This is a genomic window from Pseudomonas sp. WC2401, from assembly GCF_041200115.1.
Lineage (GTDB): Bacteria > Pseudomonadota > Gammaproteobacteria > Pseudomonadales > Pseudomonadaceae > Aquipseudomonas > Aquipseudomonas fragi.
Genome location: NZ_CP165623.1, coordinates 4,201,090 through 4,226,311, shown reverse-complemented (window position 1 = coordinate 4,226,311; position 25,222 = coordinate 4,201,090). Strand labels below are relative to the sequence as shown.

The window sequence follows — 25,222 nt, the reverse complement described above, 5'->3', positions numbered from 1 at the left end:
GGTGTTTTAACCAGCACTTACACCATCAGATATCGAAGACTTCCATCTCCTGCAGCACCTGGCCTACGGCATTCACGGCAGCCTGCATCTCGGCCTGGTTGACGTGACCGATGCAGCCCACACGGAAGGTTTCGACCTGGGTCAATTTGCCCGGGTACAGGATGAAACCCTTGGCCTTGACCCGTTCGTAGAACGCCTTGAACTGGTAGCGCGGGTCTTTTGGCGCATGGAAGGTGACGATGATCGGTGCCTGGATGGCTTCTGGTAAAAAACTGCGGATACCCAGTGCGGCCATGCCGTCGAGCAGCGCCTGGCAGTTGTTGGCGTAACGCTGGTGACGGGCAGGCAAGCCGCCTTCTTCGTTGTATTGCAGCAGGGCTTCGTGCAAGGCCGCGACCACATGGGTGGGCGGGGTAAAGCGCCATTGCCCGGTTTTGGCCATATAAGTGTGTTGATCGTGCAGGTCCATTGCCAGTGAATGGCTGTTGCCGGCGGCGTTGGCCAGCGCTTCTTTGCGGGCGAACACAAAGCCCATGCCGGGTACACCCTCAAGGCATTTGCCGGACGCGGCGATCAGTGCATCAAAAGGCACTTGCTGCGCGTCGATGGGCAGGGCACCGAAAGAACTCATGGCGTCGATAATCAGACGTTTACCGTGGCTGGCAATAACAGCGGAAATTTCAGGCAGCGGGTTAAGGATGCCGGTGCTGGTTTCGCAATGGATCAACGCCACATGGCTGATGCTCGGGTCGGCCTGCAGCAGACGGTCGACGTCGGCCGCGGTGGTGGGTTCGTCTTCGGCGGTTTCAAACGTGCTGAAACGACGGCCCAGCACGTCGCAGATCTTGGCCAGGCGTTTGCCGTAGGCGCCGTTGATCAGTACCAAAACATGGCCATCGCGAGGCACCAGGGTGCCGATGGCGGCTTCGACGGCAAAAGTGCCGCTGCCTTGCAGGGGCACGCAATGATGGCTGTCGGCGCCGTTGATAATGGCCAGCAGTTGCTCGCACAGGCTGGCAGTCAGCTGGTTGAAGCTGTCATCCCATGAGCCCCAGTCGACCATCATCGCCTGGCGGGTACGCGCCGAGGTTGTCAGTGGGCCAGGGGTCAGCAGGATCGGCGCGGCAGTACTCATTCTGGTTTCCTCACAAGCATTGGATGGCTACTGGATACAGGGCATAAATTGCAGTTTGTGTTGATATCAATCAAATTGTTTGTTGTTATGCCTGCCATCAGTGAGGCTTATAGATATGAATTTATTCCAGCTCCGCGCGTTTGATGCGGTTGCCCGGGAGGGCAGTTTTACCCGGGCGGCGGCCCGGCTGTTTATCAGCCAGCCGGCGGTGACCGGGCATGTCAAGGCGCTTGAAGAGCACTACCAGATCACCTTGTTGCGGCGCACTGCGCGGCGGGTGGAACTGACCGAAGAAGGCACGCGGCTGGCCGCCATCACCCGGGCCATGTTTGGTTTGGTGGATGAGGCGCAGGTGATGCTTGAGGCCAATCGCCAGTTGCTGACCGGGCGCCTGGAGGTGGCGGCGGATGGCCCGCACCTGGTGATGCCGATGCTGGCGAGCCTGCGTGCGCGCTACCCGGGGATTACCGTGAACCTGCGCCTGGGCAATGCCCAGGAAACCCTGGCAGCCTTGCTGTCGGAGCACGTTGACGTGGCGGTGCTGACTGAAGTGGAACCGCGCAAGGGCCTGACCCTGCGTGCCCTCAACGAATCGCGGATTTGCGCCCTGGTGCCCGCCAACCACCCGTGGCTGGCCTTGCCGGATGGCATTGCAATTGCGCAACTGGATCAGGTGATCATGGTGTTGCGTGAACCGTCTTCGATTACCCGTCGAACTTTCGACAGCGCCTGTGAGCAGGCGAGCATCAACCCGCGGGTGCTGCTGGAGCTGGACAGCCGGGAGGCCGTAACCGAAGCGGTGGCAGCGCAGTTGGGGGTGGGGATTGTGTCGTCGGTGGAGGTCAGCCCTGACCCCCGAGTGCGAGCGGTACCCATCAATGGCGCGGGGTTGGTCAACCTGCATATGCTCGGCTGCATGGAGCGGCGCGCCGAGTTGCGGTTGATCAAGGCGTTTATGGAGTTGGCGGTGTAGCCACTGAGAAAGTCCGTAGCAGCTGCCGAAGGAACGAGGCTGCGTCCGGCGGCGCAGCCGTCGCGAAATCAGACACTGCGGTGTGCCAGTTAAAACCGGCTCTCAGGGTTTACGACGGCTTCGTCGGGGTGCCGCATCACGCCGGACGCAGCCTCGTTCCTTCGGCAGCTGCTACGGGTAGTGGGTTTACAAACTCTTGCGCACAATCTCCAGAAATGTCGCCACCACCCGCCGCGAACTCTGTTCTTGCAGGCATACCAGGGTTTCGGTCAGGCGCCTTGTGCAATCGGTAATGGGCAGTGCGCAGACCCGCGAATCAGAACCGAACTCGGCTGCCGAGACTACGCCCACACCAATCCCGACCACCACCGCTTCACGCGCCGCTTCGCGGCCTTCCACCTGGATCGCGGCGCGGATGCGCAAGCCGGCCTGGCTCATTTCTTCTTCCAGGGTTTGCCGGGTCACGGAGCCCACTTCGCGCAGTACCAAAGGCGTGTCATCCAGATCGGCCAGGCAAATGGCGTTGCGACTGGCCCAAGGGTGCGTTCGGGCCACAAAGGCCACCATCGGGTCGCTGCGCAAGGGCACGCTGAGCAGGCGTTCATCATTTACGTCACGCCCCAACAGGGCCAGGTCCGCCTGGTAGTTGAACAGCCGCGCCAGGCATTCGTCGGTGTTGCCAGTTTCGATTTTTACCGTGATCCCGGGGTAGCGCTGGCAAAAACGGGCAATTTGCGGCAACACATGCACCGGGGCATCCACCGCCAGGATCAGGCTGCCGGTTTGCAGGGCCTGGGAGTCCTGCAGTAATTCCTGAGCTTCGGCCTGCACCCCGAACAGGCGCTGGGTGATGCTCAGCAGGCGCTCGCCCAGGTCGGTCAGGCGTACCGAGCGTTTGTTGCGATGGAACAGCAGCACCCCGAAGCGTTCCTCAAGCTTTCTGACCTGATCGGAGATGGCCGGCTGGCTTAAAAACAAGCGTTCTGCCGCGCGGGTGAAACTGCCATGAACGGCAACGGCGTGAAAAGCCTTCAACTGCGCATGAGAAACCGACATCGGATTGCCTCTTACAAGCTGAGCTTATGATTGAAATACGATAAATCGATTTTACCTATTAGTCAGTAATTGCTTTGATCGACCTCAGCCCGCCGTTATGTCCTCGATAGCGGCGGGTCGTGACACATCGGTGTGCAACTGCGAACTCGAATAAAAACGGGCAGCTCACGGTGTGTCTGGCAAATACGGTCCTTGTCTGAAGGGCGGTATTGAAGTGCTCAACACAATAAAAAAACAGGCGTTCTTTTCTGATTCTGCCGGCACATTCCACCTCTGAGGTCAGACCCGACATGAACAACTCCTATGCCACCATCAAGCGTTGGCGCGTGCAGATTTTTGCCATCACCTGGTTGGCCTACGCGGCCTTTTACTTCACTCGCAAGGCATTCTCCGTTGCCAAGCTGGGCATCGGTGAAGACCCCAACTTTCATCTCGACAAGATGGCGATGGCCAACCTCGACGCTATCTACCTTGCTGCTTATGCCGTAGGGCAATTTACCTGGGGCATCCTCGCCGATCGCTTTGGCCCGCGGGTTGTGGTGCTGGGTGGCTTGATCATTTCGGCGCTGGCCGCGCTGGTCATGGGTACCTACGCCACCTTGCCGATCTTTGCCACCTGCATGCTGATCCAGGGCCTGGCGCAATCCACCGGCTGGTCGGGGTTGTGCAAAAACATCGGCAGCTTTTTCCCCGCGCAGCAACGTGGCCGGGTGTTGGGGCTGTGGAGTTCGTGCTACGCCTTTGGCGGGCTGGTGGCTTCGCCCTTTGCCGGGTGGTGGGCGTATACGCTGATCGGCAGCTGGCATGCGGCGTTTATTTCCAGCGCGGCGGTGGTGGCGCTGGTGGCGGTGCTGTTCTTTATCTTCCAGCGCAATACGCCGCAAGATGTCGGCCTGCCCGCCGTCGAGCCAGAGCCCGACATGAGCGCTGAGGAAATCGCCGCCGAAAAACGCATCAGCATTTGGGCGCCGCTGCGCGAGATCATGCGCAATCGCACGGTGCTGACCCTGGGGCTGGCGTATTTCATGCTCAAGCCGGCGCGCTACGCGATTCTGTTGTGGGGCCCGGTGATCGTGTTCGAGCAAATGCCGCAGGTGGGCAAGGTCGGCGCTGCGATTATTCCTACGGCATTTGAGCTGGCGGGCTTGCTGGGGCCGATCATGATCGGTCTGGCGTCCGATAAGCTTTTCGGCGCCCGGCGTATGCCAGCCTGCATTTTGAGTCTGCTGGCGCTAACCATTTCCCTCGCGTTCTTTATGGGGGCATTGCATTCAGGCAGCGTGGCACTGGTGGTGGCCTTGCTGTTTGTCATGGGCCTGACCCTGTACGGGCCGGACTCGATGATCAGCGGTGCGGCCGCAATTGATTTTGGCACCGCCAAGGCCGGAGCTACGGCGGCGGGGTTCGTCAATGGCTGCGGTTCGGTCGGGGCGATTCTGGGTGGCCTGTTGCCGGGCTATTTCGATACGGTCACGGTATTTATCGTGTTTGCCTGCTGCGCGCTGTTTTCTTCGCTGGTGCTGATACCCCATTGGAATAGCCGGCCTGCGGGGCTCAAGGCTGCGTGCCCGTTTGTGCCCAACCATCCATTGCTGATCAAGCCTTTACGCACCTGAGCAGGAGAATGACCCATGCGACCTTTTTGGCTGGAACAGGCACTGGCCCTGGAAAATGAAGCACCCTGCGATGCGCTGGCGGGTGAGACGCGTGCCCAGGTGTGCATTGTGGGGGGCGGTTATACCGGATTATGGACCGCAATCATGCTCAAGGAGCAAAGCCCTGAACTGGATGTAGTACTGATTGAAGCCGATATTTGCGGTGCAGGTGCCAGCGGGCGCAATGGCGGCTGCGCGCTGTCGTGGTCGGCCAAGTACTTCACTCTTGAGCGGCTGTTCGGGGTGGAGGAGGCGGTGCGGCTGGTCAAGGCCTCGGAGCAGAGCATTTATGCGATTGGTGCGTTCTGTAAGCAGTATGGGGTGGATGCCGACTACCGCCTCGATGGCACGTTGTATACCGCGACCAATCAGGCCCAGGTCGGTTCGACCGACAGCGTGATTGCGGCGCTGGCGCGACAATCCATCAACTCGTTCAGCAAGTTGCCGGTTGAAGATCTACAGCGCCGGGCCGGATCGGCCCTGCACAGGGAGGGCTGGTTTTCTCCGGCGGCGGCCAGTGTGCAGCCGGGCAAACTGGTGCGCGGGTTACGGCGGGTGGCGCTGCAGCTGGGGGTGAGGATTTACGAAAGCACGCCTATGACCGGGTTGGAGGAGGGCGCCCCGGCGCTGATCCGCACCCCGGCCGGCAGCATTCGCGCCGACCGTGTGGTGCTGGCCATGAATGCCTGGATGGCCCGGGCCTTCCCGCAGTTCGAGCGCAGTGTGGCGATTGTTTCCAGCGACATGCTGATCACCGAACCGCGCCCCGACCTGTTGCAGGAAATCGGCCTGACCAGCGGCGTCACGGTGCTCGATTCGAGAATTTTCGTGCACTACTACCACAACACCCCGGACGGGCGAATCATGCTGGGCAAGGGCGGCAATACCTTTGCCTACGGTGGCCGCATGTTGCCGGTGTTCGATCAGCCGTCGCCCTACGCCGGATTGCTGGGCAAAAGCCTGACGCAGTTTTTTCCGGCCTTTGTCGGGGTAAGGGTGGAGGCGACCTGGAACGGGCCTTCAGATCGGTCTGTCACGGGTTTGCCTTTTTTCGGTCAGATGAGCAGCCACGGTAATGTGTTTTATGGCTTTGGCTACTCGGGCAGTGGCGTAGGGCCTTGCCATATGGGCGGTCAGATCCTTTCTTCGCTGGTGCAGGGGCAGGCCAATGACTGGACACGTTCGCCGCTGGTCAACGGACCGCTGGGGTATTTTCCGCCAGAGCCGATTCGCTACCTGGGCTCGCTGATGGTGCGCAATGCCATCAGGCGCAAGGAACGGGCCGAGGATCATGGTCGTCGGCCCCGGCATCTGGACGTGCGCCTGGCCAGGTTTGCCGCGGCGGCGGGCAAGGCTGACAAGGGCTAAGCAGGGATTGATTGGATTTTTTGGTCGATTGCCGACTTCTGGCCGGTTAAACTTGCGCCCATTCGACGGCCGACAGGCTGCGACACACCAGATTGAGAGAGTGAGTAATGGGCGCACAGTGGAAGGTTAAACATAAAGCGGACGCCGCCAACAGCCGCGGCAAGATTTTTGGCAAGCTGGCCAAGGAATTGACGGTTGCTGCGCGCAACGGCGCCGATCCTGACATGAACTCGCACCTGCGCCTGGTCTATGAACAGGCGAAAAAAGCCTCGATGCCGGCTGACACCATCAAGCGCGCGATCAACAAGGGCGCCGGTATCGGTACAGAGGCCGTGCAATACCACCGCGTGACTTACGAGGGCTTCGCCCCGCATCAGGTGCCGCTGATCATCGAGTGCCTGACCGACAACATCAACCGTACCGTGGCTGAAATCCGCGTGGCCTTCCGCAAGGGCCAGCTGGGTGCTTCGGGTTCGGTGGCATGGGACTTCAACCACGTCGGCATGATTGAGGCCAAGCCGGACACCCCGGATGCCGATCCTGAGATGGCCGCCATTGAAGCGGGCGCCCAGGATTTCGAAGAAGGCGAAGAAGAAGGCACCACCTTGTTTATCACCGAGCCGACTGACCTCGACGCAGTGCAAAAAGCCTTGCCGGAGCAGGGTTTTACCGTGGTGTCGGCGAAACTGGGCTACCAGCCGAAGAACCCGGTGAGCGGTTTGACTGACGAGCAAATGGCCGAAGTACAAGAGTTTTTGGCCAAGCTGGAAGAGCAGGACGACGTGCAGGACATGTTTGTGGCGTTGGCATAAGCCACCGACCCGGCTCCCGTAGCAGCTGCCTCGTTCCTCGGCAGCTGCTACAGACCTAGCTCAGCAAGCGTATTACCTGCGCAAACCCCGGCCGTGCCAGCACCTCTGGCTGGATACAGCGCTGTTGCAACCCCTGCAGCTCACTGCGCTGTCGATCACTCAAACCCGAGTCGATCCGCTCCAGCAATTCCCCCAGCAAAATCCCGAATGCCCGCACTTCGATGCGCTGTAGTGCCCGGCTCTGTGGGCTGTCGTCGACGGCATGGAAACACGCCGCGCCAAAATCCCCCAGCAGGCAATCACCCCGGGCGTTGAACAAAATATTGTGCGCGTACAAGTCACCGTGGCAAATGCCCTGTGCATGCAGGTGGCCGGCCGCCGCGGCAATGCCACGCGCGATGCGCAAGGCGCTGTCACCGGTGAAACGGGTGCTGTCGGCATACACGTCACGGCTGCAGGTCTCAAAGCTGGGCAGGGCCGCCAGGTTGAGAAAGGACGGATCGATCAACTGCATCACCAGCGCCGCTTGATCGTCAGGGGCGCCAACCACGCGGCCCAGTACCTTGATCAGGTTAGGGTGCTGGCCCGCAGCGATGCAGGCGTTCATTTCATTGAGCGGTGAGCCGTCGCTGGTGATGCTGCCCTTGTACAGCTTGACCGCCACCGACTGCACCGGCTGGCCAGGGGCGCTCCACTGTGCCTGATAAATGACCCCCGAGGCACCTTCGCCCAGTTTTTGCCCAAGCGTAAGCTGCGACCAGTCAATATTCGGTGTGTTGTCGGCCGCGCGCTGAGCACTGGCATCTTCACGCAGCGGGTTGCCGGCATAGGCCAGCCAGCTCAGGGCTGGCAGTGACAGCAGGGTGTCGGGCAACTCGGTGAAGTGATTGGCGGCCAGGCGGATCAACTCGAGACGCTCGCAGTTGGTCATGCTGGCGGGCAGTTGCTGCAAGCGGTTCCCGGCCAGCATCAGCTTTTGCAGCAGCGGGCGCTGGCCCAGTTCCTCGGGCAGTTGCTCTATGCAGTTGTCGGTCAGAATCAGCCAGCGCAGCAAGGGCGGCAGTGCCTCGCCCGGCACATGCTCGATGCGGTTGGCCTTGAAGCCGATCATGCTCAGTTGCGCACACTGCCCAAGGCAAGCCGGCAGCTCGGTGAATTGGTTGTCCGAGCAGAACAGGATGCGCAAACGGGTCAGGCGATGCAGGTCATCGGGCAGGCTGCTCAGAGCATTCCCGCTCAGATTGAGGATTTCCAGCGAGTCGGCCAGCTGGAATATCTCGGCCGGGAACTCGGTCAGCCCGCACGACAGATCAAGACGTTTGAGGCCCGCCAGTTGGCCGGCGCGCAGTTTAGCGAGGGTATCCATAAGCAGGGTCGGAACTCGTGGGCAGGGGCAAAAAGTGTTGCGCATGATAGCCATTTATCGGCCCGAGGCCGAGCCTTTGCACGGCCTAGAGCGGCAGCGGCTGGTGATGAATGGTATCAGTTCGTTTAATTACGGTCGTAATTGGACGAATGTTTCTTCACTGCTAGCCTTTAATTTATAAAAGCACGAAGGGAATGATCGTGGAGCATCGTCTAGGGACAGTCATCATTGGCTCCTTGTTCAGTACATGTGCCTGGTCGGCGCAGTACGAGGTGCAGGTGCGAGTCATCGTCGAGCGGGGCTGCCAACTGGCAGGCATTACCCGTGACGCGGGTGGCGATTACCTGGGCCTGCTCGATTTCGGCCGCGCCCCACGGCTGGATGGCCCTTCGGCCCCTTTGGGTGCCACCCTGATAAACCCGCGTTTACCTCGCCTGGAATGCAACCCGGATACCACTTACCAGCTTCAGATTGACGGTGGCCAGCATGGTGGCATCGCAGATGTCCGTTACCTGGCTCTGGGCCCGGGTGGTCCGCAAATTCCTTATCGACTGTTCCGCGACCCGGCCCGGCAAATTCCCTTGCTGGTAGATGTACCTGTCAGTGGCACCGTGCCCGATAGCGGTTCGGTGGAGTTGCCGTTGTACGGCCGCATAGAACCTATGCAGCAGGTCCCCCCGGTCGGGCTGTATGCCGACCTGTTGAAAGTCACACTCACTTGGTAGCGCCAGGAGCATGGATATGATCGGTCCTGCCCAACGTTGTGTGCTGTACGCAGCCTGTGCCCTGCTGAGTGTGCAGGCGCAGGCAGGCATGCTCAACGGGCAGATCCAGGCGCGCCTGGTGATTATGGCCAGCTGTCAGGTGAGCAGCGGCACAGGTGTGGAAGACAACAGCCTGTCCAACCTTGGCTTGCTCAATTTCGGCTCGCGCGGCCCAACCTGGAATACCCCGGTCGAGGCGCTGCTTGAGGGCGGCGAGAGTAATTTGAAGGTGATCTGCAACCCTGCGGTACGGGGTTTTTCAGTGTCCATTGACGGTGGTAATCACGGTAATGGCACGACGCGCCAACTGAGTAATGGCCAGCAAATGATTCCTTACCGCTTGTTTCTGGATGCTGCTGGCAACAACAGCTACAGCATCGGCAAGCAACACGATTTTGTGGTGGCAAGTGGTGGCCATGTACCGATCCCGGTGTATGGCATGGTGATGGCGAGTCCAAAATCACTGCCAGCAGGTGTCTATCGGGACACGCTACGGGTGACGCTGGATTGGTAAACAGGAGTGGGGTGCAAGATGCGCGTACTTAAATCAACGCTGGGGTTCTCATTGTTGGGGTTGATGCTGGCCGGTCAGGCACAGGCCGTCACGACCGTCACCGGCACTGTCAACGCTTCGTTAGTGCTGACGACCAGTTGCCTTATCAACGGGGTGGTGGGGGCCAACGGGGCAGTCTTCGGGGCGCTGGACTTCGGTACGGCCACGTCCTTGTTTGACACCGCAAGTGCCCAGGTATTGAGCGGCACTGGCGCCATGACGGTCCTGTGTACGGCGGGAACCACCCCGTCGGTCACCCTGGGGGCCGGTGCCCATGACGGCATGGCGGCCGCACAAGGCACGCGGGCCTTGGCCAGTGGCAGCAATTATGTGGGTTATGACCTGTACAGCGACGTTGGCCACGGCACGCCGGTGGCTATCGGTGGCAACGTTACGCTGTCGCAGAGTACCGGGGTGGTGCAAACGGTCAATATCTACGGCAAGGCGACCGGCAAGGTCGGGCTGCCGGCTGGCACCTACACGGACACCATTGCCGTAGTGCTGACCTTTTAACCGGGTGGCGTGGCCAGGTGCTGTATCACTGCTGTTGCTGGGTGCGATCAGCGGGGGTGTGTGTGCCGCGACTTCAACAACCCTGCAGGTCAGCGCCAGCATCGTGGCCGGTTGCGTGATCAGCAATCCCGGGGGCTTGTACGGCAACTTGAATTTCGGGACCTACGCGGCGTTGTCGACCGCACCGGTGAGCGTTGCCCTGACCGGAGGAGTGACACTGCAATGCACTCCGGGGGTGACGCTGAGCATGACCGTTGATGGCGGCTTGCATAACGTTGGCGGGCGCCGCTTGCAGCTTGCCGGTGGTACTGCGCAGATTGCCTACCAATTGTTTCGGGACGCGGCCCGCAGTCAAAGCCTGGGTATCGCGCAATCGGTCAATGTGCCTTACACCGACGCAAATGCCATCAGCCTGCCGATTTTTGGTTATGTGCTTTTGCCCGGCAACCAGCCGGTGGGCAGCTACAGCGACACGTTGCAGGTGCAACTATCTTATTGATATCCAGGGATCAGGAGTCTGTTTATGCATTCATTCTTACGGCCACTTCAGGGCATGGCTTTTTGCTTGCTGACACTGGGTGTGGCCCAGTCGGCGCAGGCAGCCAGCTCGATTTTGATCTGGCCCATCGATCCGGTTCTGGAGGCCGACCAGCAGGCCAGTGCGTTGTGGCTGGAGAACCGCGGCGATACCCCCGCCAACCTGCAGGTAAGGGTGTTTGCCTGGAACCAGGAAGGTTTCGACGACAAGTATCAGAACCAGCGTGACGTGGTTGGCAGCCCGCCTGTGGCCACTATCCAGCCCGGGCAAAAACAGCTGATTCGCCTGACCCGCGCCAAGACCTTCCCGGCAGGCGAGGAGCACGCCTACCGCATCATCATTGATGAAATCCCGCTGCCGCTGCCCCCGGCCGAGGCCGGTAGCGACAAGACGGCGGCTGCCGTGCGCTTGCAGATGCGCTATTCGGTGCCTTTGTTTGCCTACGGTGCCGGGCTGTGGAGCAAGCCGGATGCAAGCCGCCCGCGTGACCCCAACGGTGCGGGTTTGCCGCAATTGAGCGGGCGCACCCTCAAGGTGGATGGCAAGTCCTATATCGAGCTGGTCAACCGTGGCGCTGTGCATGCGCGCTTGACCGAGGCCTCGCTCAAATCGGGCAGCCAGTCAAAGCCGGTAGTGGAGGGGTTGTTCGGTTATGTCTTGCCAGGAGCCACTATGCGCTGGCCCGTACCGGTGACGCAGGGAGATGTGCTGCAGGTACGGGTCAATGGCCAGACGTCGTTGCAGACGTTGTCTCTGGGGCAATAAACCTGGCAGGAGCCAGTGATCGCAAGTGACCCTCGGCAAGCCCCCTGCTCATGCTATCGCTCGGCATGCGGGGTAATGCTGTCGACGGAGCTATAGCAAGGAGCGGCTATTGAATGTACGGACGTGCAAGTGAACAGGGCAGGGCTGTGGGCCTGCCTGGGCCTGTGTGGCGTGCTCTGGTGGCCGATGATTGAAGCCGGGGACTTGCCGCCGCCGCCCGCCAGCCTGGAGGCTGTCGCCGATGCCCAGTTATATCTGGAACTGGTGGTCAACCAAATGAATACAGGGAGCCTGGTGAACGTGCAGCAACGTGCTGGCCAATTGTATGTAGACGCCAACGTGCTAAAGGACGCCGGGATTCACCTGCCCATCACGCCGCCTGCGCAGGTCGGCCTGGACAGCGTGCCCGGCCTGCACAGCGAGTACGATATTCCGGGCCAGCGTCTGCTGCTGGATGTGCCACCCGACTGGTTGCCCGAGCAAGTGCTGGGCCGGCGCTCGAATTACCCGCGCAGCGAAGCCATGAGCAGCTTTGGCGTGTTGTTCAACTACGATCTGTACCTTAACGATACCGACGACGCAGGCTCCTATCTGGCCGCCTGGAACGAAGTGCGGCTGTTCGACAGCTGGGGCACGCTGTCCAGTACCGGGCAATACCGGCGCAGCCTCGTCAGCGTCGGCGACAACCAGCTCGACAACGGTTACCTGCGCTATGACACCACCTGGCGCTTCTCCGACGATGAACGCATGCTCACCTACGAGGTGGGTGACCTGATCAGTGGCGCTCTGGCCTGGACCAGTGCCATCCGCATGGGCGGTGTGCAGATATCACGGGACTTTGGCGTGCGCCCGGATCTGGTGACCTATCCTTTGCCGCAGTTTTCCGGGGAGGCAGCAGTGCCTTCCTCGGTGGATCTGTTTATCAACGGTTACAAGTCCTCCAGCGAAAACCTCCAGCCCGGGCCCTATACCCTGACCAACGTGCCGTTTATCAATGGCGCCGGTGAAGCCGTGGTGGTGACCACCGATGCCCTGGGCCGGCAAGTCTCCACCAGCGTGCCGTTTTACGTGACCAGTACCTTGTTGCAACAAGGCCTGAGTGACTTCAGCGTGTCGGCGGGCAGTGTGCGCCGCGGTTACGGTATCGACGATTTTGCCTACGGGCCCGGGGTGACTTCAGGCAGTCTGCGCTATGGGTTGAGCAACAGCCTGACCCTGGAAAGCCATCTTGAAGCGTCTGACTCGCTTGCCCTGGGCGGGGTGGGGGCGAACTTCAAGCTGGGCAATTTCGGCGTCCTCAACAGTGCCGTCAGTCAAAGCCGGTTCGATGGCCGTGGCGGCCGTCAGGCAAGCCTGGGCTACCAGTACAGCGCACAACGCTTCAGCTTTGCCTATCAGCGTTTGCAACGGTTTGCCGACTACGCTGACCTCTCGGTTATCGACGCCGATTACATCAGCCTCAGCCGACGCAGTGAACAAGTGACTCTGGCCCTGAACCTGGACCGCTTTGGCAGCCTGGGGGCCGGGTACTTTGATGTGCTGGCCGCCGATGCTTCACGCACGCGCTTGCTCAACCTGAGCTGGAGTACGCCGCTGTGGTTCAACAGCAGCCTGTATGTGTCGGCCAACCGTGACCTGGATGACAGCAACTGGGCCATGCAGGCACAGATCGTGGTGCCCTTTGATGTGCGCGGCAACTTCAGTTTCGGCACCGAGCGCAGCGCCACCGGGGTCACCCAGAACCGGGTCAATTACAGCCGCAGTGCGCCGACCCAGGGCGGCGTTGGTTTCAATCTGGGCTATGCACATGGCGATACCGCGGATTATCGCCAGGCCGACCTGACCTGGCGGCTGCAATCCGTGCAGCTGCAGGCGGGCGTCTATGGCTCCTCGGCCCAGCAGACCCGCTGGGCCGATGCCAGCGGCTCGCTGGTATGGATGGACGGGCAGACCTTTGCCGCCAATCGTATTGACGATGCGTTTGTGGTCGTCAGTACCGGGGGCTTTGCCGATGTGGGGGTGCGATACGAGAATCAATGGATCGGCAATACCGATAAAAACGGCCACCTGCTGGTGCCCTGGAGCAGCGCCTACTATCGTGGCAAATACGAGATCGACCCGCTCAATCTGTCGGCCACTGTCCTGAGCCCCAACGTCGAACAGCGCGTGGCTGTGCGCCGGGGTAGCGGTTATTTGCTGGAGTTCGAGTTGAGCCGGGCGGCGGCGGCCAGCGTGCATCTGGTCGATGGCAAACAGCAGGATCTGGAGCTGGGCAGTGCGGTGCTCAATGAGCAAAACGGCGGCCGGGCAGTGGTGGGGTGGGACGGGCTGGTCTATCTGGAAAACCTGGTACAGCACAACTCGTTGCAGGTCATCAGGCCTGATGGACAGCAATGCAAGGCGCAGTTTGTCTTGCCCCCGGCAACCGATCAGGTGCCCTTGATCGATCCGGTGGTGTGCCAGTGAAACGCTTGATCGCGGTGTTGCTGACGTGCGGCCTTGCGGCTTTTGAGGCGCATGCCGGTTGTACCGCGGCCGCGACTGCTGGCCCGGCCGGTTTTGGCACTGTCAGCTCGAGCCTGGTGTACAGCACAGCGCAAAGCACCTCCATCACCAATGCCGGGCTGACCTGCACCCCTGCAGGCATTGAGCTGTTCAACAGCGCCTACTTCAAGGCCACGATTACCTCGACTCAAAGCGGCCTGGTCGGCCCTACGGGCGATGTCATCACTTACACCATTTACCCAGGCAGCAATAATGCCCACCCCATCACCCGAGGAGTGGCGTTCGACTTCACCAGTTTTGGCTTGCTGGGCCATAACGCTCCCGCTGCCATCCCCCTGTACTTCACGACGGTGGTCAACAACGTGGCAGCAGGGGTGTACAGCGAAACCCTGAAGGTGCAATGGGACTGGTACTACTGCACCGGGTTGGGAGTCGGTAACTTGTGCATCGGCTCGGATTCGGGGGTTGGCAAGATCAGCCTGCTGACGGTGAACATGACAGTTGCCAACGACTGCACTATCACCGCGGCCAATATCGGGTTTGGCAGCGCACCTGTCGTCAGTGCATTTACCCCGGTAAGTCAGACTGTCAGCCTGGCCTGTACCAAAGGCAGCGCCTATACGGTGGGGTTCGGTGATGGCCTGTATCCGCTGGCTGCCGGTGGGCGGCGGCGGATGATTTCCGGCAGTAATTACCTGGCTTACGATATTTTCAAGAGCGCCGGGACTACTCGCTGGGGCAGCGTCGGCGCGGCGCGGCGCGCCAGTTCCACGGCCGAGATCAACCCGGGGAACGGGTTGGGCCACAATCCGGGCAGCGGCAGCCAGATTTTCAACTACAACGCCCGAATCTATACCGACCAAAGCACGCCGTCAGTCGGTGCCTATACCGACAGCGTGCTGCTGGATGTGGCCTTTTAGCGCAGTTCCCTGACCATCGCCGACAGGGTCGTCAGCACGTCCTTGGCCAATTGCTTGGAGCGTTTGCCATCCCAGCCGGTCTGCGGGTTGGGCGCATCGTCGTTGTCCTTGAACGGCATCTCCAGGGTCAGTGCCAGGCAGTCGAAGCGCTGGCCGACGCTGTTGCAGGCCAGGGTCATGTTGGCTTGCCCTGGCTCGTCGCGGGTATAGCCATGCGTAGTCTGGAAGTCTTTGGTCAGGCCGCTGAGGTGGCTGCGAAAGCGTTCCTCAAGCGCTGCCAGGCGCGGGGTGTAGCCCGGGTTGCCCTCGCAGCCTGCGGTAAACACGTAGGGGATTTCTTCGTCGCCATGAATGTCCAGGAACAGATCGACGCCGTTCTGGCTCATTTGCTCAAGGGCAAAGAACACTTCGGGGCTGACCTGCGGGCTGGTGTTCTGCCAGGCGCGGTTCAGGTCCTGGCCGTTGGCATTGGTGCGCAAGTGCCCGTGGAACGCACCGTCGGGGTTCATGTTGGGGATCAGGTACAGGTCGGCGTAGTCCAGCAGCTTGCGCAATTGTGGGTCGCTGCCTTGCTCCAGGCGCTCCAGCAGACCTTCCATAAACCATTCGGCCATATGCTCGCCGGGGTGCTGCTGGGCGATGATCCAGATCTTGCGCTTGTGGCTGGCGCCGTTGCCTTTGCGCAACAACTGAATGTCGCGGCCTTCGGCACTTTTGCCGGTGGCCAGTAACTGGCAACCCGACCACTGCAGGGCGTTCTTGATCAACTGCTCGTGACGTTCGCGGCTGTAGGGTTCGAAGTAGGCAAACCAGACCTGCGGCTGTTTCGCTTCGAGATGGACGTTGAGCGAGGTGCCGTCGAATTCAGTCGGGACCCGGAACCAGTTTTCCTGATCATAAGACGCCACGGCCTGATAGCCATCCCACGCTTTGTTGTAGGAAGACTGGCTGGCGTTGCTCAATTGAAAATGGTGAGTGTGCCCCGGTGTCAGGCCATCGACCTTGAAATGGAACCACTGAAAGTGCGGGCTCTTGGTGTCCGGCTTGATGGCCAGTTTCACCTGCAGCGGGTTGCTGGCGTCCAGCACCTGGATATTGCCGCTGTCGAAATCGCTGCTGATATGAAGTGAGGAGGGCGCCACGGTCATCGTCCAAATCCCGAAATCTGATAATTGTGGACGTTACTGTACCTTGCTATGGCGATAGGCCAATACGGAATTTTGGGCAAAAGAAGAAGGAAGTCGCGAAGGGGGGCGTCATCCTTGACGCGGCGCAATTGTAGGGTTTTTGCGAGTGATTCTCAAGTGCTAGATTGCCATTACGGCCATAGTCCAGGACTTCAGGCTTCCGTTGGCCGATGTTCATTTGCTATGATGGCTAAATCGTGACGGCCATCGCAGAAACGGCCGCACACCAGACTTCATTAGCCTGAAGCACGCAGAGCCAGAAAACTGGCCGCAAAAAAAAAGACCCGGCCAGAAGCCGGGTCAAATAACCGTGATTAGCCTGATGAGGAGCTAATTCAAAAGACCGACCTAAGGTCCTCTGAATTATCGACTGATCTCGCGACCAGCTGCATGCAATAATAATCATTATCATTTGCAAATCAAGCTATTTCCCGCGCTTTTGCCAAAATAATTTTTTCTTCCCCGGCCCAATGCTCTATCCCGCGGCCTGCAGACCTAATCAAGCAACAACTCAGTGGTGCGTTTGACCTCACTCATGGCGATATTGGAGTGGGCTTCCTGAACGTGTGGTTTCTGCAGCAAGTGATCACGCAAAAAACGTTCATAGCTGTCGATATCGTGGGTGACTACCTTGAGCAGGTAGTCCATGTCCCCTGCCATCGTGTAGCACTCGATCACTTCGGGGTAATCGGTGATCGCTTCTTCAAATTCGGTCAGATGCCGTCGGCCGTGGCCCGACAAGCGCACATTGACGAACACCACCACATTGAGCCCGAGCTTTTTCGGATTGAGCAGGGCCACCTTGCGCTCGATCAGCCCTTCCTCTTGCAACCGATGGATCCGCCGCCAGCAGGGCGATTGCGACAACTCCACATGCTCCGCCACCTCGGCGGCAGACAGGTCGGCATTGTGCTGCAACAAGCGCAGGATCTTGCGGTCGATGGCGCTTAATTTTATCTGCATGAATTGATCTGATTTCTTATTGTTTTTGAATGATGCATGCAGATTAGCAGAACATTTCCTGCAATTTAGAAAGAAAAATCCTGGGTAAAACCCTCACTCTTTGGCTTCGGGTCACAGACTGACTTTACGGTCTGACTCGCCTCCAGGGCTAAAAACAAGAGAGAGAATGCAATGCCGATTTTTGCTCACCCCGAATTCGATCACCATGAACAGGTGCAGTTCTGCCATGACCAGGCCACGGGCCTGAAGGCGATTATTGCGGTACACAACACCCGCCTGGGTCCCGCGTTGGGCGGCTGCCGCATGTTCCCCTACGCCGACGAGCAACAGGCCCTGAATGATGTGCTGCGCCTGTCCCGTGGCATGACCTACAAGTCGGCGCTGGCCGGGCTGCCCTTGGGCGGTGGCAAGGCAGTGATCATTGGTGACCCGCACAAAGACAAGAGCGAGGCGCTGTTTCGGGCCATGGGCGAGTTTGTCGAAAGCATGGGCGGGCGTTACATCACTGCAGCGGACTCCGGCACTGGCGTGGCCGAGATGGCCCTGATGGGGCAGCGCACCCGCCATGTGGTGGGGGCGGGCAGCCGTGAGCAGTTGGGCGGAGGCACACGCAGTGGCGATCCGTCCCCGGCCACGGCCCTTGGCGTGTTTATAGGCCTGCGTGAAGCGATCTTGCAGCGTTTGGGGCGCAGTGACCTGACAGGCCTGCGGGTGGCGGTACAGGGCCTTGGGCAAGTGGGGTTCAACCTGGCCCGGCAGCTGCACGAGGCGGGTGCCGAACTGTGGGTCCATGATATCCAGGAGGCCAATGTGCGACGTGCCGTCGATGAGCTGGGGGCTCACGCGGTGAGCGCGCTGGATATTTACGGGCTGGATGTGGATGTGTTCTCGCCCTGCGCGATGGGTGCCATCATCAACGATGAAACCTTGCAGGTATTGCGTGCGCCGGTGATTGCCGGGGCGGCCAACAACCAGTTGGCCAAGGCGGCCCATGCCGATGAGCTGTGGCGTCGCGGTTGCCTGCATGCGCCTGATTATGCAATCAATGCGGGTGGCATCATTGACGTGTCCTACGAGTACAACGGCGGCACGCCCGAGCAAGTACGTCAGCACGTTGAAGGCATTGGCCAGACCTTGCGCCAGATCTTTCTACGGGCCAAAGCCGAGGATCAAAACACCACGCGTATTGCTGACAGCCTGGCACAGGAGCGTCTGAACCGCTGATGGCCAAGGCGCAGGTGGCCGTTGCGGCACCGGCGCCTTCCTGGGGTCAACGGGCAGACAATTGCTGCACATCAATCGCCCTGTCGATCAGTTGCTTGGACGACTCGATGAGAAACAGCAGATTGAGCAGTAGATCACGCGGGGGGCCGAACTGATGTTCGGCTCCCCCTTGCGCATTGGCAATGGCGCAGCGCAGATAATCCGAAGCGTGCAGCAGGGCTTCTTCCTGGGTCAGGTCGCTGTTCACCAGGAACACTTTCTTCTCGGGAGGGGGTTGGGAAACAGCTGGTTTCAAATAATAATCGAGCGCTCGCTGGGTGGCAGCGCTGTCCTTGAGGGATTCGAGCTCAGGATCGGACTCGGTGACGGGTGCAATTTTTGTTAGAGGCGTCATGATTTACCTGCGTTTCAGGAAATGGTCGAATCAGCAGATCTATATTAGTACATAAAGTATTCATGACAATATTATAAATAGTACGATATGTGTATTGTTGCGCCGATTCCAATCCGTATTGTTTGGCGCATGGATAAATGGATCGCTTTAGTCAGAACAAAATTGCGCGAGCTCAAGCTCACGCAAGAAAAACTAGCCGAACGCGTCGGGGCTTCCCAGGGCGGGGTCGGTCATTGGCTCAACAAACGCCGCCAACCCGACTTGCCGACGATGAACAATGTGCTGCATGCCCTTGGGCTTGAGCACCTTGAAGTCGCCCTGGTGATTCGTGAGCGCAATGAGGCAGGCGACACGCCAGGTGCCGACGAATACACCTATGAGATCACTTCGGCATTCCGCTATCCGGTCAGGGACTGGGTATCGGCCGGTCAGGTCAACGAGAAAGTACAGCCCGACTACGCCTCGCCCGGCACTGTTTTCGAAGTCAGCGATCATTACGCCAAAGGTGCTGCGTTCTGGCTGCAGGTAACGGGCGATGCCATGACCGCACCGGTGGGGGTCAGCATCGCGCAAGGCATGATGATTCTGGTTGATCCGGATATCGAGGCCACGCCCGGCAAAATGGTGATCGCCCTGACGCCAGAGTCCGAGGCCACCACCTTTCGGCAGTTGATCGAAGAAAGCGGCCAGCGTTACCTCAAACCGCTCAACCCGACTTATCCCAAAACCCTGTTTGATGATAAATGCCGGATTATCGGCGTCGTGGTACAGGCCACGGTCAAGTTCTAGATACTGCCCGCTGCGGCTGTGAAAAAGGCGGATACCGGTTACGGTATCCGCCTTTTGTCATTCCAGCTCGACCAGCGCCGAGCCCTCACTGACCATTTCGCCTTCCTGGAAGAACAACGCCTTGATCACGCCTGCATGGGGGGCGCGCAGGCTGTGTTCCATTTTCATGGCCTCCAGCACCACCAGTTGCGCACCGGCCTCGACAGTTTGCCCGATCTCAACCAGTACCCGCACGATGCTGCCGTTCATCGGTGCGGTCAGGCCGCCCTGGGCCGTGTGGCTGGCGTCCACGGCGCTGATCGGGTCGTGCAGGCGCACGCAGTGCAGCTCACCGTCCCAGCGCAGGTACAGTGCATCGCCGCGGCGTATTGCCAGGTGCTGGCGGCGCACACCGTCCTGTTCGATAACCAGTTGCTCATCGCGCAAGGTGGCCGTGTTGGCGCTGAGGTGGATGACCTCTTGCTCGCCATTGCAGGTCAGGGCCAGCAAGGTCTGTGCTGGCAGACCGCTGCGAAAGCCGTTGTGGGCCGACCAGGGGGAGGCCGGATCATCAGTGCGTACCCTGGGCGGCTGGCTCTGATCGAAGGCTTGTGCGCCAGCAGACCAGAAGGCTGCAGGCAAAGGCTCTGCTGCAGGCAGCAATTGTTCTTCGAAGCGCGGGATAAAGCCGGTGTCGAGTTCGGCCGCAGCGAAGGCCGGGTGGCCGATGATACGGCGCAAAAAGCTCAGGTTGGTTTTCAGCCCGCCAATGGCGAACTCATCAAGCATGGCCAGCAAGCGCAGACGGGCCTGTTCACGGTCTTCCCCCCAGGCAATCAGCTTGCCCAGCATCGGGTCGTAGAACGGCGACACCTCGTCGCCTTCGCAGACCCCGCTGTCCACACGACGGCCCGGGCCTGCGGCCGACTCGCGATACACCTCAAGACGGCCGGTTTGCGGCAGAAAATCATGGCTCGGGTCTTCGGCATACAGGCGCACTTCGATGGCATGCCCGTTCAGCGGCACTTGCGCCTGGCTGATCGGCAGGGCTTCACCGCGGGCCACGCGGATTTGCCAGGCCACCAGGTCCAGCCCGGTAATGGCTTCGGTAACCGGGTGCTCAACCTGCAGGCGCGTGTTCATCTCCATAAAGAAGAATTCGCCTCGCGCATCCAGTAAAAATTCCACGGTGCCCGCACCCACATAGCCGATGGCCTGCGCCGCGCGCACGGCGGACTCGCCCATGGCCTGACGCTGTTCGACACTCAGCCCCGGTGCGGGTGCTTCTTCCACGACTTTCTGATGGCGGCGCTGAATCGAGCAGTCGCGCTCATTGAGGTACAGGCAGTTGCCATGCTGGTCGGCGAAAATCTGGATCTCGACATGACGCGGCTTGAGCACATACTTTTCCACCAGCATCCGCGCGTCGCCAAAGGACGACAAGGCTTCGCGCTGTGCCGAAGCCAGTGCTTCTGCCAGCTGGCTGACGTCTTCGACCACCTTCATGCCCTTGCCGCCACCACCTGCCGTGGCCTTGAGCAGCACCGGATAGCCGATGCGTTCTGCGGCCAGGCGAAAGGTTTCCAGATCCTGGTCTTCGCCGTGGTAGCCGGGCACCAGCGGCACGCCGGCCACTTCCATTAAGGCCTTGGCGGCGGACTTGCTGCCCATGGCATCAATGGCACTGGCGGGCGGGCCGAGAAAAATCAGCCCGGCCGCTTCAATGGCACGGGCAAAGCCTGCGTTCTCCGACAAAAAACCGTACCCGGGGTGTATCGCCTGGGCACCGCTGGCCTTGGCGGCTGCGATGATCTTGTCGATTTTCAGGTAGCTGTCAGCCGCTTTGCTGCCGCCCAGATCCACGCAGATATCGGCTTCGCGGCAATGCCGCGCGTCGCGGTCGGTCGCGCTGTGGACGGCGACCGTGGTGAGGCCCAGGGCCTTGGCCGTGCGCATCACCCGGCAGGCGATTTCGCCACGGTTGGCCACCAGTATGGATGTCAGAAGAGGGGCGGTCATGAGCGCGGCTCCAGGCTCGAGGGATCGGCTTGCCAACTGGGGGCACGTTTTTGCAAAAAGGCACGCAAGCCTTCCTGGCCCTCGGGGCTCACCCGGATGCGGGCGATGGCGTTCTCGCAGTAACGGCGAATGGCCAGGGTCGGTGCGCCGTGACTGACTTCGCGCAGCAGGTCCTTGCAGGCGCGCATGGCTTGCGGGCTGTTGAGCAGCAGGTTGTCGGTCCAGCGGGCGATGTGCTGTTCCAGTTCCGCGAGGGGGTAGCATTCCGAGAGCAAGCCCAGTTCGCGGGCGCGTTCACCGCTGAAGCGCTCTGCGGTCAGGGCATAGCGCCGGGCAGCGCGTTCGCCGATGGCCTGCACCACAAACGGGCTGATGACCGCGGGAGCCAGGCCGATGCGCACTTCCGACAGGCAGAACTGTGCGTCATCGGCGCCGATGGCCATGTCACAGGCACTGATCAGGCCCAGCGCGCCACCATAAGCGGCGCCCTGGACGACTGCCAGGGTCGGCATTTTCAGCTTGGCCAGGTTGTACATCAGCTCGGCCAGGTGGCGAGCGTCGTCGAGGTTGGTGTGGTAGTCCAGCTCGGCCGATTGCTGCATCCAGGCCAGATCGGCCCCGGCACTGAAATGCTTGCCACGCCCGCGCAGGAGCAAAAAGCGGACGGCAGGATCAGCCTGTACCGCGTCCAGGGCCAAAATCAGCTCGCGGATCATCTCGGCATTGAAGGCGTTGTTCTTCTGCTCACGGCTCAACCACAGGGTGGCAAAGCCCCGGGGATCGGTGTGCAGTTCGAGGGTGTTGAAATCCATCATGTTGGTCAGTCCTGAAAGGCTGTGGGGTTACATCCGGAACACACCGAAACGGGTGGCTTCGACAGGGGCGTTCAAGGCTGCCGACAGGCCCAGGGCCAATACGTCACGGGTTTGCGCCGGATCGATCACGCCGTCATCCCACAAACGCGCGCTGGAGTAGTAGGGGTGGCCCTGGTGTTCGTACTGGTCAAGGATCGGCTGCTTGATCTCGGCCTCTTCGCGGGCCGAGAACGCAACGCCATTGCGCTCGGCCTGTTCACGCTTGACCTGCACCAGCACACCGGCGGCTTGCTCCGCGCCCATCACGCCGATCCGCGCGTTCGGCCACATCCACAAAAAGCGCGGGTCGTAGGCGCGACCGCACATGCCGTAGTTGCCGGCGCCAAAACTGCCGCCGATGATCACGGTGAATTTCGGCACCCTGGCGCATGCCACGGCGGTGACCAGTTTGGCGCCGTGCTTGGCAATGCCGCCCGCTTCGTATTTTTGCCCGACCATAAAGCCGGTGATGTTTTGCAAAAACACCAGGGGGATACCGCGCTGGCAGGCCAGCTCGATAAAGTGCGCGCCTTTTTGCGCAGCCTCGGCAAACAGGATGCCGTTGTTGGCCAGAATCGCCACCGGGTAACCGTGCAAGTGGGCAAAGCCGCACACCAGCGTGGTGCCGAACAGGGCCTTGAACTCATCGAACACCGAACCGTCCACCAACCGCGCAATCACTTCGCGTACATCAAATGGCTGCTTGGCATCGGCTGGCACAATGCCGTACAGCTCATCGTGGCCATACAGCGGGGCCATTGGGGTACGTTGTTGCACCTGGCCCAACTTGCGCCAGTTAAGGTTGGCCACGCTGCGCCGGGCCAGTGCCAGGGCATGCTCGTCGCTGTCGGCATAATGGTCGGCCACCCCGGAAATCTTGCAATGCACATCGGCACCGCCGAGGTCTTCGGCGCTGACCACTTCACCCGTGGCGGCTTTTACCAGGGGTGGCCCGGCGAGGAAGATGGTGGCTTGCTGGCGCACCATGATGGCTTCGTCGGCCATTGCTGGCACATAGGCGCCGCCTGCGGTGCAGGAACCCATGACCACGGCAATCTGCGGGATGCCTGCCGCGCTCATGTTGGCCTGGTTGAAGAAGATCCGCCCAAAGTGCTCGCGGTCGGGGAACACTTCGTCCTGACGCGGCAGGTTGGCACCGCCCGAATCCACCAGGTAAATGCACGGCAAGCGGTTTTGTTCGGCGATGGTTTGCGCCCGCAGGTGTTTTTTGACCGTCAGCGGGTAGTACGAACCGCCTTTGACCGTGGCGTCGTTGGCGACAATCATGCATTCCACGCCTTCGACCCGACCTATGCCGGCAATGATTCCGGCGGCCGGAACGTCTTCGCCGTACACGTTGTAAGCCGCTAACTGACTCAACTCAAGGAAGGGCGAACCGCTGTCGAGCAGGCGGTCAATCCGTTCCCGTGGCAGCAATTTGCCCCGCGAGGTATGCCGCTCCTGCGCCTTGGCGCCGCCGCCCTGTTGCACCTGCGCCAGCAGGGCGTGCAAGGCCTCGACCTGTTTAAGCATGGCGTCGCGGTTAAGCCCGAACTCGGCCGAGCGCGGGTTGATCGTCGTCTGCAAGATGGACATGCCGGCGCTCCTTAGCGGGTTTCGTTGAAGAGTTCGCGACCAATCAACATGCGTCGGATTTCGCTGGTGCCCGCGCCGATTTCATACAGCTTGGCATCACGCAGCAGGCGCCCGGCCGGGAATTCATTGATGTAGCCGTTGCCACCGAGAATCTGGATGGCGTCCAGGGCCATTTGCGTGGCGCGTTCGGCGCTGTACAAAATCACCCCGGCGGCATCCTTGCGCGTGGTTTCGCCACGTTCGCAAGCGGCGGCCACGGCATACAGATAGGCGCGGCTGGCATTGAGCTGGGTGTACATGTCGGCCACCTTGCCCTGGATCAGCTGGAACTCGCCGATGCTCTGGCCGAACTGCTTGCGGTCGTGGATGTAGGGCACGATCAGGTCCATGCACGCTTGCATGATTCCGGTAGGGCCGCCCGAGAGCACCACGCGCTCGTAGTCAAGGCCACTCATCAGCACCTTGACCCCGGCGTTGAGGGTGCCCAGCAGGTTCTCCTCTGGCACTTCGACATCGTCGAAAAACAGCTCGCTGGTGTTGGAACCGCGCATGCCCAGCTTGTCGAAATGTTTGCTGCGGCTGAAGCCTTTCCAGTCGCGCTCGACGATAAAGGCGCTGATCCCGTGCGGGCCCTTTTCCAGGTCGGTCTTGGCGTAGATCACATAGGTGCTGGCGTCCGGGCCATTGGTGATCCAGGTCTTGCTGCCGTTGAGGACGAAGTGGTCGCCACGTTTATCGGCGCGCAGCTTCATCGATACCACATCGGAACCGGCGTTCGGTTCGCTCATGGCCAGGGCGCCGACGTGTTCGCCGCTGATCAGCTTGGGCAGGTATTTGAGTTTCTGTTCATGGGTGCCGTTACGGTTGATCTGGTTGACGCACAAATTGGAGTGGGCGCCGTAGGACAGGGCGACCGAGGCTGAGCCGCGGCTGATTTCTTCCATGGCCACCACATGGGCCAGGTAGCTGAGGCCGGTGCCGCCGTATTCTTCCGGGACAGTGATGCCAAGCAGACCCATGTTGCCAAACTTGCGCCACATATCGGCGGGGAACAGGTTGTCCTTGTCGATTTGCGCCGCGCGAGGTGCCAGCTCGGCGGCAACGAAGGCCTGTACCTGATCGCGCAGCATATCGATGGTTTCGCCCAGGGCGAAGTTCAGGGTGGGGTAGCTCATGGGGCACCTATAGTCATTGTTCTTGTGGAGGCGGTTACTACGTCGCCATCGATAACCTTTACGTTAACGTAAACTTGGGACCGCTAACTGTCAACGACCTTTACGTTAACGTCAACTTA

General features: G+C 60.5%; 23 protein-coding genes. 13 read left to right on the top strand and 10 right to left on the bottom strand.

Annotated features, from left to right (window positions below; all coding sequences use genetic code 11):
* Positions 1-25: 25 nt before the first annotated feature.
* Complete coding sequence (locus tag AB3G35_RS19385; RefSeq protein ID WP_134050056.1) at positions 26-1,135, bottom strand: 2-aminoethylphosphonate--pyruvate transaminase; 1,110 nt, start codon at positions 1,133-1,135, stop codon at positions 26-28.
* A 115-nt stretch (positions 1,136-1,250) separates the two neighbouring features.
* On the opposite strand from AB3G35_RS19385, the gene AB3G35_RS19380 reads away from it, so the two are divergent.
* Positions 1,251-2,108, top strand: a complete 858-nt coding sequence (locus AB3G35_RS19380) for a LysR substrate-binding domain-containing protein (RefSeq protein WP_086798120.1) — start codon at positions 1,251-1,253, stop codon at positions 2,106-2,108.
* 186 nt (positions 2,109-2,294) lie between these two features.
* Here the strand turns inward: AB3G35_RS19380 and AB3G35_RS19375 are convergent, their stop codons facing one another.
* Positions 2,295-3,164 carry a LysR substrate-binding domain-containing protein gene (locus tag AB3G35_RS19375; RefSeq protein WP_169886182.1) on the bottom strand — a complete coding sequence of 290 codons (870 nt, stop codon included), beginning with the start codon at positions 3,162-3,164 and terminating at the stop codon, positions 2,295-2,297.
* Positions 3,165-3,454: 290 nt separating this feature from the next.
* Between AB3G35_RS19375 and AB3G35_RS19370 the strand changes: the two genes are divergently transcribed.
* From AB3G35_RS19370 to AB3G35_RS19360, 3 genes are all read left to right on the top strand, one after another.
* On the top strand, positions 3,455-4,780 hold the full coding sequence (locus tag AB3G35_RS19370) for an MFS transporter (RefSeq protein ID WP_016782336.1): 1,326 nt from the start codon (positions 3,455-3,457) through the stop codon (positions 4,778-4,780).
* A gap of 15 nt (positions 4,781-4,795) precedes the next feature.
* The gene (locus AB3G35_RS19365; RefSeq protein ID WP_369781958.1) at positions 4,796-6,187 is read left to right on the top strand and encodes an FAD-dependent oxidoreductase; all 1,392 of its coding nucleotides are present in this window, start codon (positions 4,796-4,798) and stop codon (positions 6,185-6,187) included.
* 107 nt (positions 6,188-6,294) lie between these two features.
* The gene (locus tag AB3G35_RS19360) at positions 6,295-6,999 is read left to right on the top strand and encodes a YebC/PmpR family DNA-binding transcriptional regulator (protein WP_016782338.1); all 705 of its coding nucleotides are present in this window, start codon (positions 6,295-6,297) and stop codon (positions 6,997-6,999) included.
* A 55-nt stretch (positions 7,000-7,054) separates the two neighbouring features.
* On the opposite strand, the gene AB3G35_RS19355 is transcribed toward AB3G35_RS19360, so the two are convergent.
* Positions 7,055-8,365, bottom strand: coding sequence for a leucine-rich repeat-containing protein kinase family protein (locus tag AB3G35_RS19355; protein ID WP_369781957.1), 1,311 nt, complete (start codon positions 8,363-8,365; stop codon positions 7,055-7,057).
* A gap of 194 nt (positions 8,366-8,559) precedes the next feature.
* On the opposite strand from AB3G35_RS19355, the gene AB3G35_RS19350 reads away from it, so the two are divergent.
* The 7 genes from AB3G35_RS19350 to AB3G35_RS19320 all read left to right on the top strand — a co-directional run bounded on the left by AB3G35_RS19350 (position 8,560) and on the right by AB3G35_RS19320 (position 14,923).
* A complete protein-coding gene (locus AB3G35_RS19350; RefSeq protein WP_369781956.1) occupies positions 8,560-9,090 on the top strand; it encodes a spore coat U domain-containing protein in 531 nt (176 codons plus the stop codon).
* Between the two features lie 16 nt (positions 9,091-9,106).
* Positions 9,107-9,643, top strand: coding sequence for a spore coat U domain-containing protein (locus AB3G35_RS19345; RefSeq protein WP_016782341.1), 537 nt, complete (start codon positions 9,107-9,109; stop codon positions 9,641-9,643).
* An 18-nt stretch (positions 9,644-9,661) separates the two neighbouring features.
* Entirely contained in the window at positions 9,662-10,195 is a 534-nt protein-coding gene (locus tag AB3G35_RS19340) for a spore coat U domain-containing protein (protein ID WP_016782342.1), read from the top strand.
* A 4-nt stretch (positions 10,196-10,199) separates the two neighbouring features.
* The gene (locus AB3G35_RS19335; RefSeq protein WP_016782343.1) at positions 10,200-10,694 is read left to right on the top strand and encodes a spore coat U domain-containing protein; all 495 of its coding nucleotides are present in this window, start codon (positions 10,200-10,202) and stop codon (positions 10,692-10,694) included.
* Between the two features lie 24 nt (positions 10,695-10,718).
* Positions 10,719-11,498: a molecular chaperone gene (locus AB3G35_RS19330; RefSeq protein WP_086798105.1), complete on the top strand. Its 780-nt coding sequence runs from the start codon at positions 10,719-10,721 to the stop codon at positions 11,496-11,498.
* A 186-nt stretch (positions 11,499-11,684) separates the two neighbouring features.
* The gene (locus AB3G35_RS19325; protein ID WP_369782758.1) at positions 11,685-13,964 is read left to right on the top strand and encodes a fimbria/pilus outer membrane usher protein; all 2,280 of its coding nucleotides are present in this window, start codon (positions 11,685-11,687) and stop codon (positions 13,962-13,964) included.
* Positions 13,961-14,923, top strand: coding sequence for a spore coat U domain-containing protein (locus AB3G35_RS19320; RefSeq protein WP_369781954.1), 963 nt, complete (start codon positions 13,961-13,963; stop codon positions 14,921-14,923). The genes AB3G35_RS19325 and AB3G35_RS19320 overlap by 4 nt, the downstream gene beginning before the upstream one ends.
* On the opposite strand, the gene AB3G35_RS19315 is transcribed toward AB3G35_RS19320, so the two are convergent.
* Entirely contained in the window at positions 14,920-16,071 is a 1,152-nt protein-coding gene (locus AB3G35_RS19315) for a M14-type cytosolic carboxypeptidase (protein WP_369781953.1), read from the bottom strand. The two genes, AB3G35_RS19320 and AB3G35_RS19315, sit on opposite strands and share 4 nt — an antisense overlap.
* 534 nt (positions 16,072-16,605) lie before the next feature.
* On the bottom strand, positions 16,606-17,073 hold the full coding sequence (locus AB3G35_RS19310; RefSeq protein WP_016782348.1) for an Lrp/AsnC family transcriptional regulator: 468 nt from the start codon (positions 17,071-17,073) through the stop codon (positions 16,606-16,608).
* A gap of 171 nt (positions 17,074-17,244) precedes the next feature.
* Here AB3G35_RS19310 and AB3G35_RS19305 point away from each other — a divergent pair, with 171 nt between their 5' ends.
* Positions 17,245-18,297: a Glu/Leu/Phe/Val dehydrogenase dimerization domain-containing protein gene (locus AB3G35_RS19305; protein ID WP_369781952.1), complete on the top strand. Its 1,053-nt coding sequence runs from the start codon at positions 17,245-17,247 to the stop codon at positions 18,295-18,297.
* A 46-nt stretch (positions 18,298-18,343) separates the two neighbouring features.
* Here AB3G35_RS19305 and AB3G35_RS19300 read toward each other — a convergent pair whose 3' ends face one another.
* Positions 18,344-18,691 (bottom strand): DUF3077 domain-containing protein, encoded by a 348-nt coding sequence (locus AB3G35_RS19300; protein ID WP_169909651.1) that lies wholly within the window; start codon positions 18,689-18,691, stop codon positions 18,344-18,346.
* 129 nt (positions 18,692-18,820) lie between these two features.
* Between AB3G35_RS19300 and AB3G35_RS19295 the strand changes: the two genes are divergently transcribed.
* Positions 18,821-19,480: a LexA family transcriptional regulator gene (locus AB3G35_RS19295; RefSeq protein WP_016782351.1), complete on the top strand. Its 660-nt coding sequence runs from the start codon at positions 18,821-18,823 to the stop codon at positions 19,478-19,480.
* 57 nt (positions 19,481-19,537) lie between these two features.
* Here AB3G35_RS19295 and AB3G35_RS19290 read toward each other — a convergent pair whose 3' ends face one another.
* The 4 genes from AB3G35_RS19290 to AB3G35_RS19275 are packed head-to-tail and all read right to left on the bottom strand — an operon-like array spanning position 19,538 to position 25,103.
* Positions 19,538-21,478: a biotin carboxylase N-terminal domain-containing protein gene (locus AB3G35_RS19290; protein WP_369781951.1), complete on the bottom strand. Its 1,941-nt coding sequence runs from the start codon at positions 21,476-21,478 to the stop codon at positions 19,538-19,540.
* Positions 21,475-22,293, bottom strand: coding sequence for a gamma-carboxygeranoyl-CoA hydratase (locus tag AB3G35_RS19285; protein WP_016782353.1), 819 nt, complete (start codon positions 22,291-22,293; stop codon positions 21,475-21,477). The genes AB3G35_RS19290 and AB3G35_RS19285 overlap by 4 nt, the downstream gene beginning before the upstream one ends.
* Before the next feature lie 27 nt (positions 22,294-22,320).
* Complete coding sequence (locus AB3G35_RS19280; protein WP_106116085.1) at positions 22,321-23,928, bottom strand: carboxyl transferase domain-containing protein; 1,608 nt, start codon at positions 23,926-23,928, stop codon at positions 22,321-22,323.
* 11 nt (positions 23,929-23,939) lie between these two features.
* Entirely contained in the window at positions 23,940-25,103 is a 1,164-nt protein-coding gene (locus AB3G35_RS19275; protein ID WP_016782355.1) for an isovaleryl-CoA dehydrogenase, read from the bottom strand.
* Positions 25,104-25,222: the final 119 nt, after the last annotated feature.

What these genes read in the sequence shown, in the direction of transcription:
- AB3G35_RS19385 (WP_134050056.1), bottom strand. Translation starts at nt 1,135, where the DNA reads ATGAGTACTGCCGCGCCGATCCTGCTGACCCCTGGCCCACTGACAACC.
- AB3G35_RS19380 (WP_086798120.1), top strand. Translation starts at nt 1,251, where the DNA reads ATGAATTTATTCCAGCTCCGCGCGTTTGATGCGGTTGCCCGGGAGGGC.
- AB3G35_RS19375 (WP_169886182.1), bottom strand. Translation starts at nt 3,164, where the DNA reads ATGTCGGTTTCTCATGCGCAGTTGAAGGCTTTTCACGCCGTTGCCGTT.
- AB3G35_RS19370 (WP_016782336.1), top strand. Translation starts at nt 3,455, where the DNA reads ATGAACAACTCCTATGCCACCATCAAGCGTTGGCGCGTGCAGATTTTT.
- AB3G35_RS19365 (WP_369781958.1), top strand. Translation starts at nt 4,796, where the DNA reads ATGCGACCTTTTTGGCTGGAACAGGCACTGGCCCTGGAAAATGAAGCA.
- AB3G35_RS19360 (WP_016782338.1), top strand. Translation starts at nt 6,295, where the DNA reads ATGGGCGCACAGTGGAAGGTTAAACATAAAGCGGACGCCGCCAACAGC.
- AB3G35_RS19355 (WP_369781957.1), bottom strand. Translation starts at nt 8,365, where the DNA reads ATGGATACCCTCGCTAAACTGCGCGCCGGCCAACTGGCGGGCCTCAAA.
- AB3G35_RS19350 (WP_369781956.1), top strand. Translation starts at nt 8,560, where the DNA reads ATGATCGTGGAGCATCGTCTAGGGACAGTCATCATTGGCTCCTTGTTC.
- AB3G35_RS19345 (WP_016782341.1), top strand. Translation starts at nt 9,107, where the DNA reads ATGATCGGTCCTGCCCAACGTTGTGTGCTGTACGCAGCCTGTGCCCTG.
- AB3G35_RS19340 (WP_016782342.1), top strand. Translation starts at nt 9,662, where the DNA reads ATGCGCGTACTTAAATCAACGCTGGGGTTCTCATTGTTGGGGTTGATG.
- AB3G35_RS19330 (WP_086798105.1), top strand. Translation starts at nt 10,719, where the DNA reads ATGCATTCATTCTTACGGCCACTTCAGGGCATGGCTTTTTGCTTGCTG.
- AB3G35_RS19325 (WP_369782758.1), top strand. Translation starts at nt 11,685, where the DNA reads ATGATTGAAGCCGGGGACTTGCCGCCGCCGCCCGCCAGCCTGGAGGCT.
- AB3G35_RS19315 (WP_369781953.1), bottom strand. Translation starts at nt 16,071, where the DNA reads ATGACCGTGGCGCCCTCCTCACTTCATATCAGCAGCGATTTCGACAGC.
- AB3G35_RS19310 (WP_016782348.1), bottom strand. Translation starts at nt 17,073, where the DNA reads ATGCAGATAAAATTAAGCGCCATCGACCGCAAGATCCTGCGCTTGTTG.
- AB3G35_RS19305 (WP_369781952.1), top strand. Translation starts at nt 17,245, where the DNA reads ATGCCGATTTTTGCTCACCCCGAATTCGATCACCATGAACAGGTGCAG.
- AB3G35_RS19300 (WP_169909651.1), bottom strand. Translation starts at nt 18,691, where the DNA reads ATGACGCCTCTAACAAAAATTGCACCCGTCACCGAGTCCGATCCTGAG.
- AB3G35_RS19295 (WP_016782351.1), top strand. Translation starts at nt 18,821, where the DNA reads ATGGATAAATGGATCGCTTTAGTCAGAACAAAATTGCGCGAGCTCAAG.
- AB3G35_RS19290 (WP_369781951.1), bottom strand. Translation starts at nt 21,478, where the DNA reads ATGACCGCCCCTCTTCTGACATCCATACTGGTGGCCAACCGTGGCGAA.
- AB3G35_RS19285 (WP_016782353.1), bottom strand. Translation starts at nt 22,293, where the DNA reads ATGATGGATTTCAACACCCTCGAACTGCACACCGATCCCCGGGGCTTT.
- AB3G35_RS19280 (WP_106116085.1), bottom strand. Translation starts at nt 23,928, where the DNA reads ATGTCCATCTTGCAGACGACGATCAACCCGCGCTCGGCCGAGTTCGGG.
- AB3G35_RS19275 (WP_016782355.1), bottom strand. Translation starts at nt 25,103, where the DNA reads ATGAGCTACCCCACCCTGAACTTCGCCCTGGGCGAAACCATCGATATG.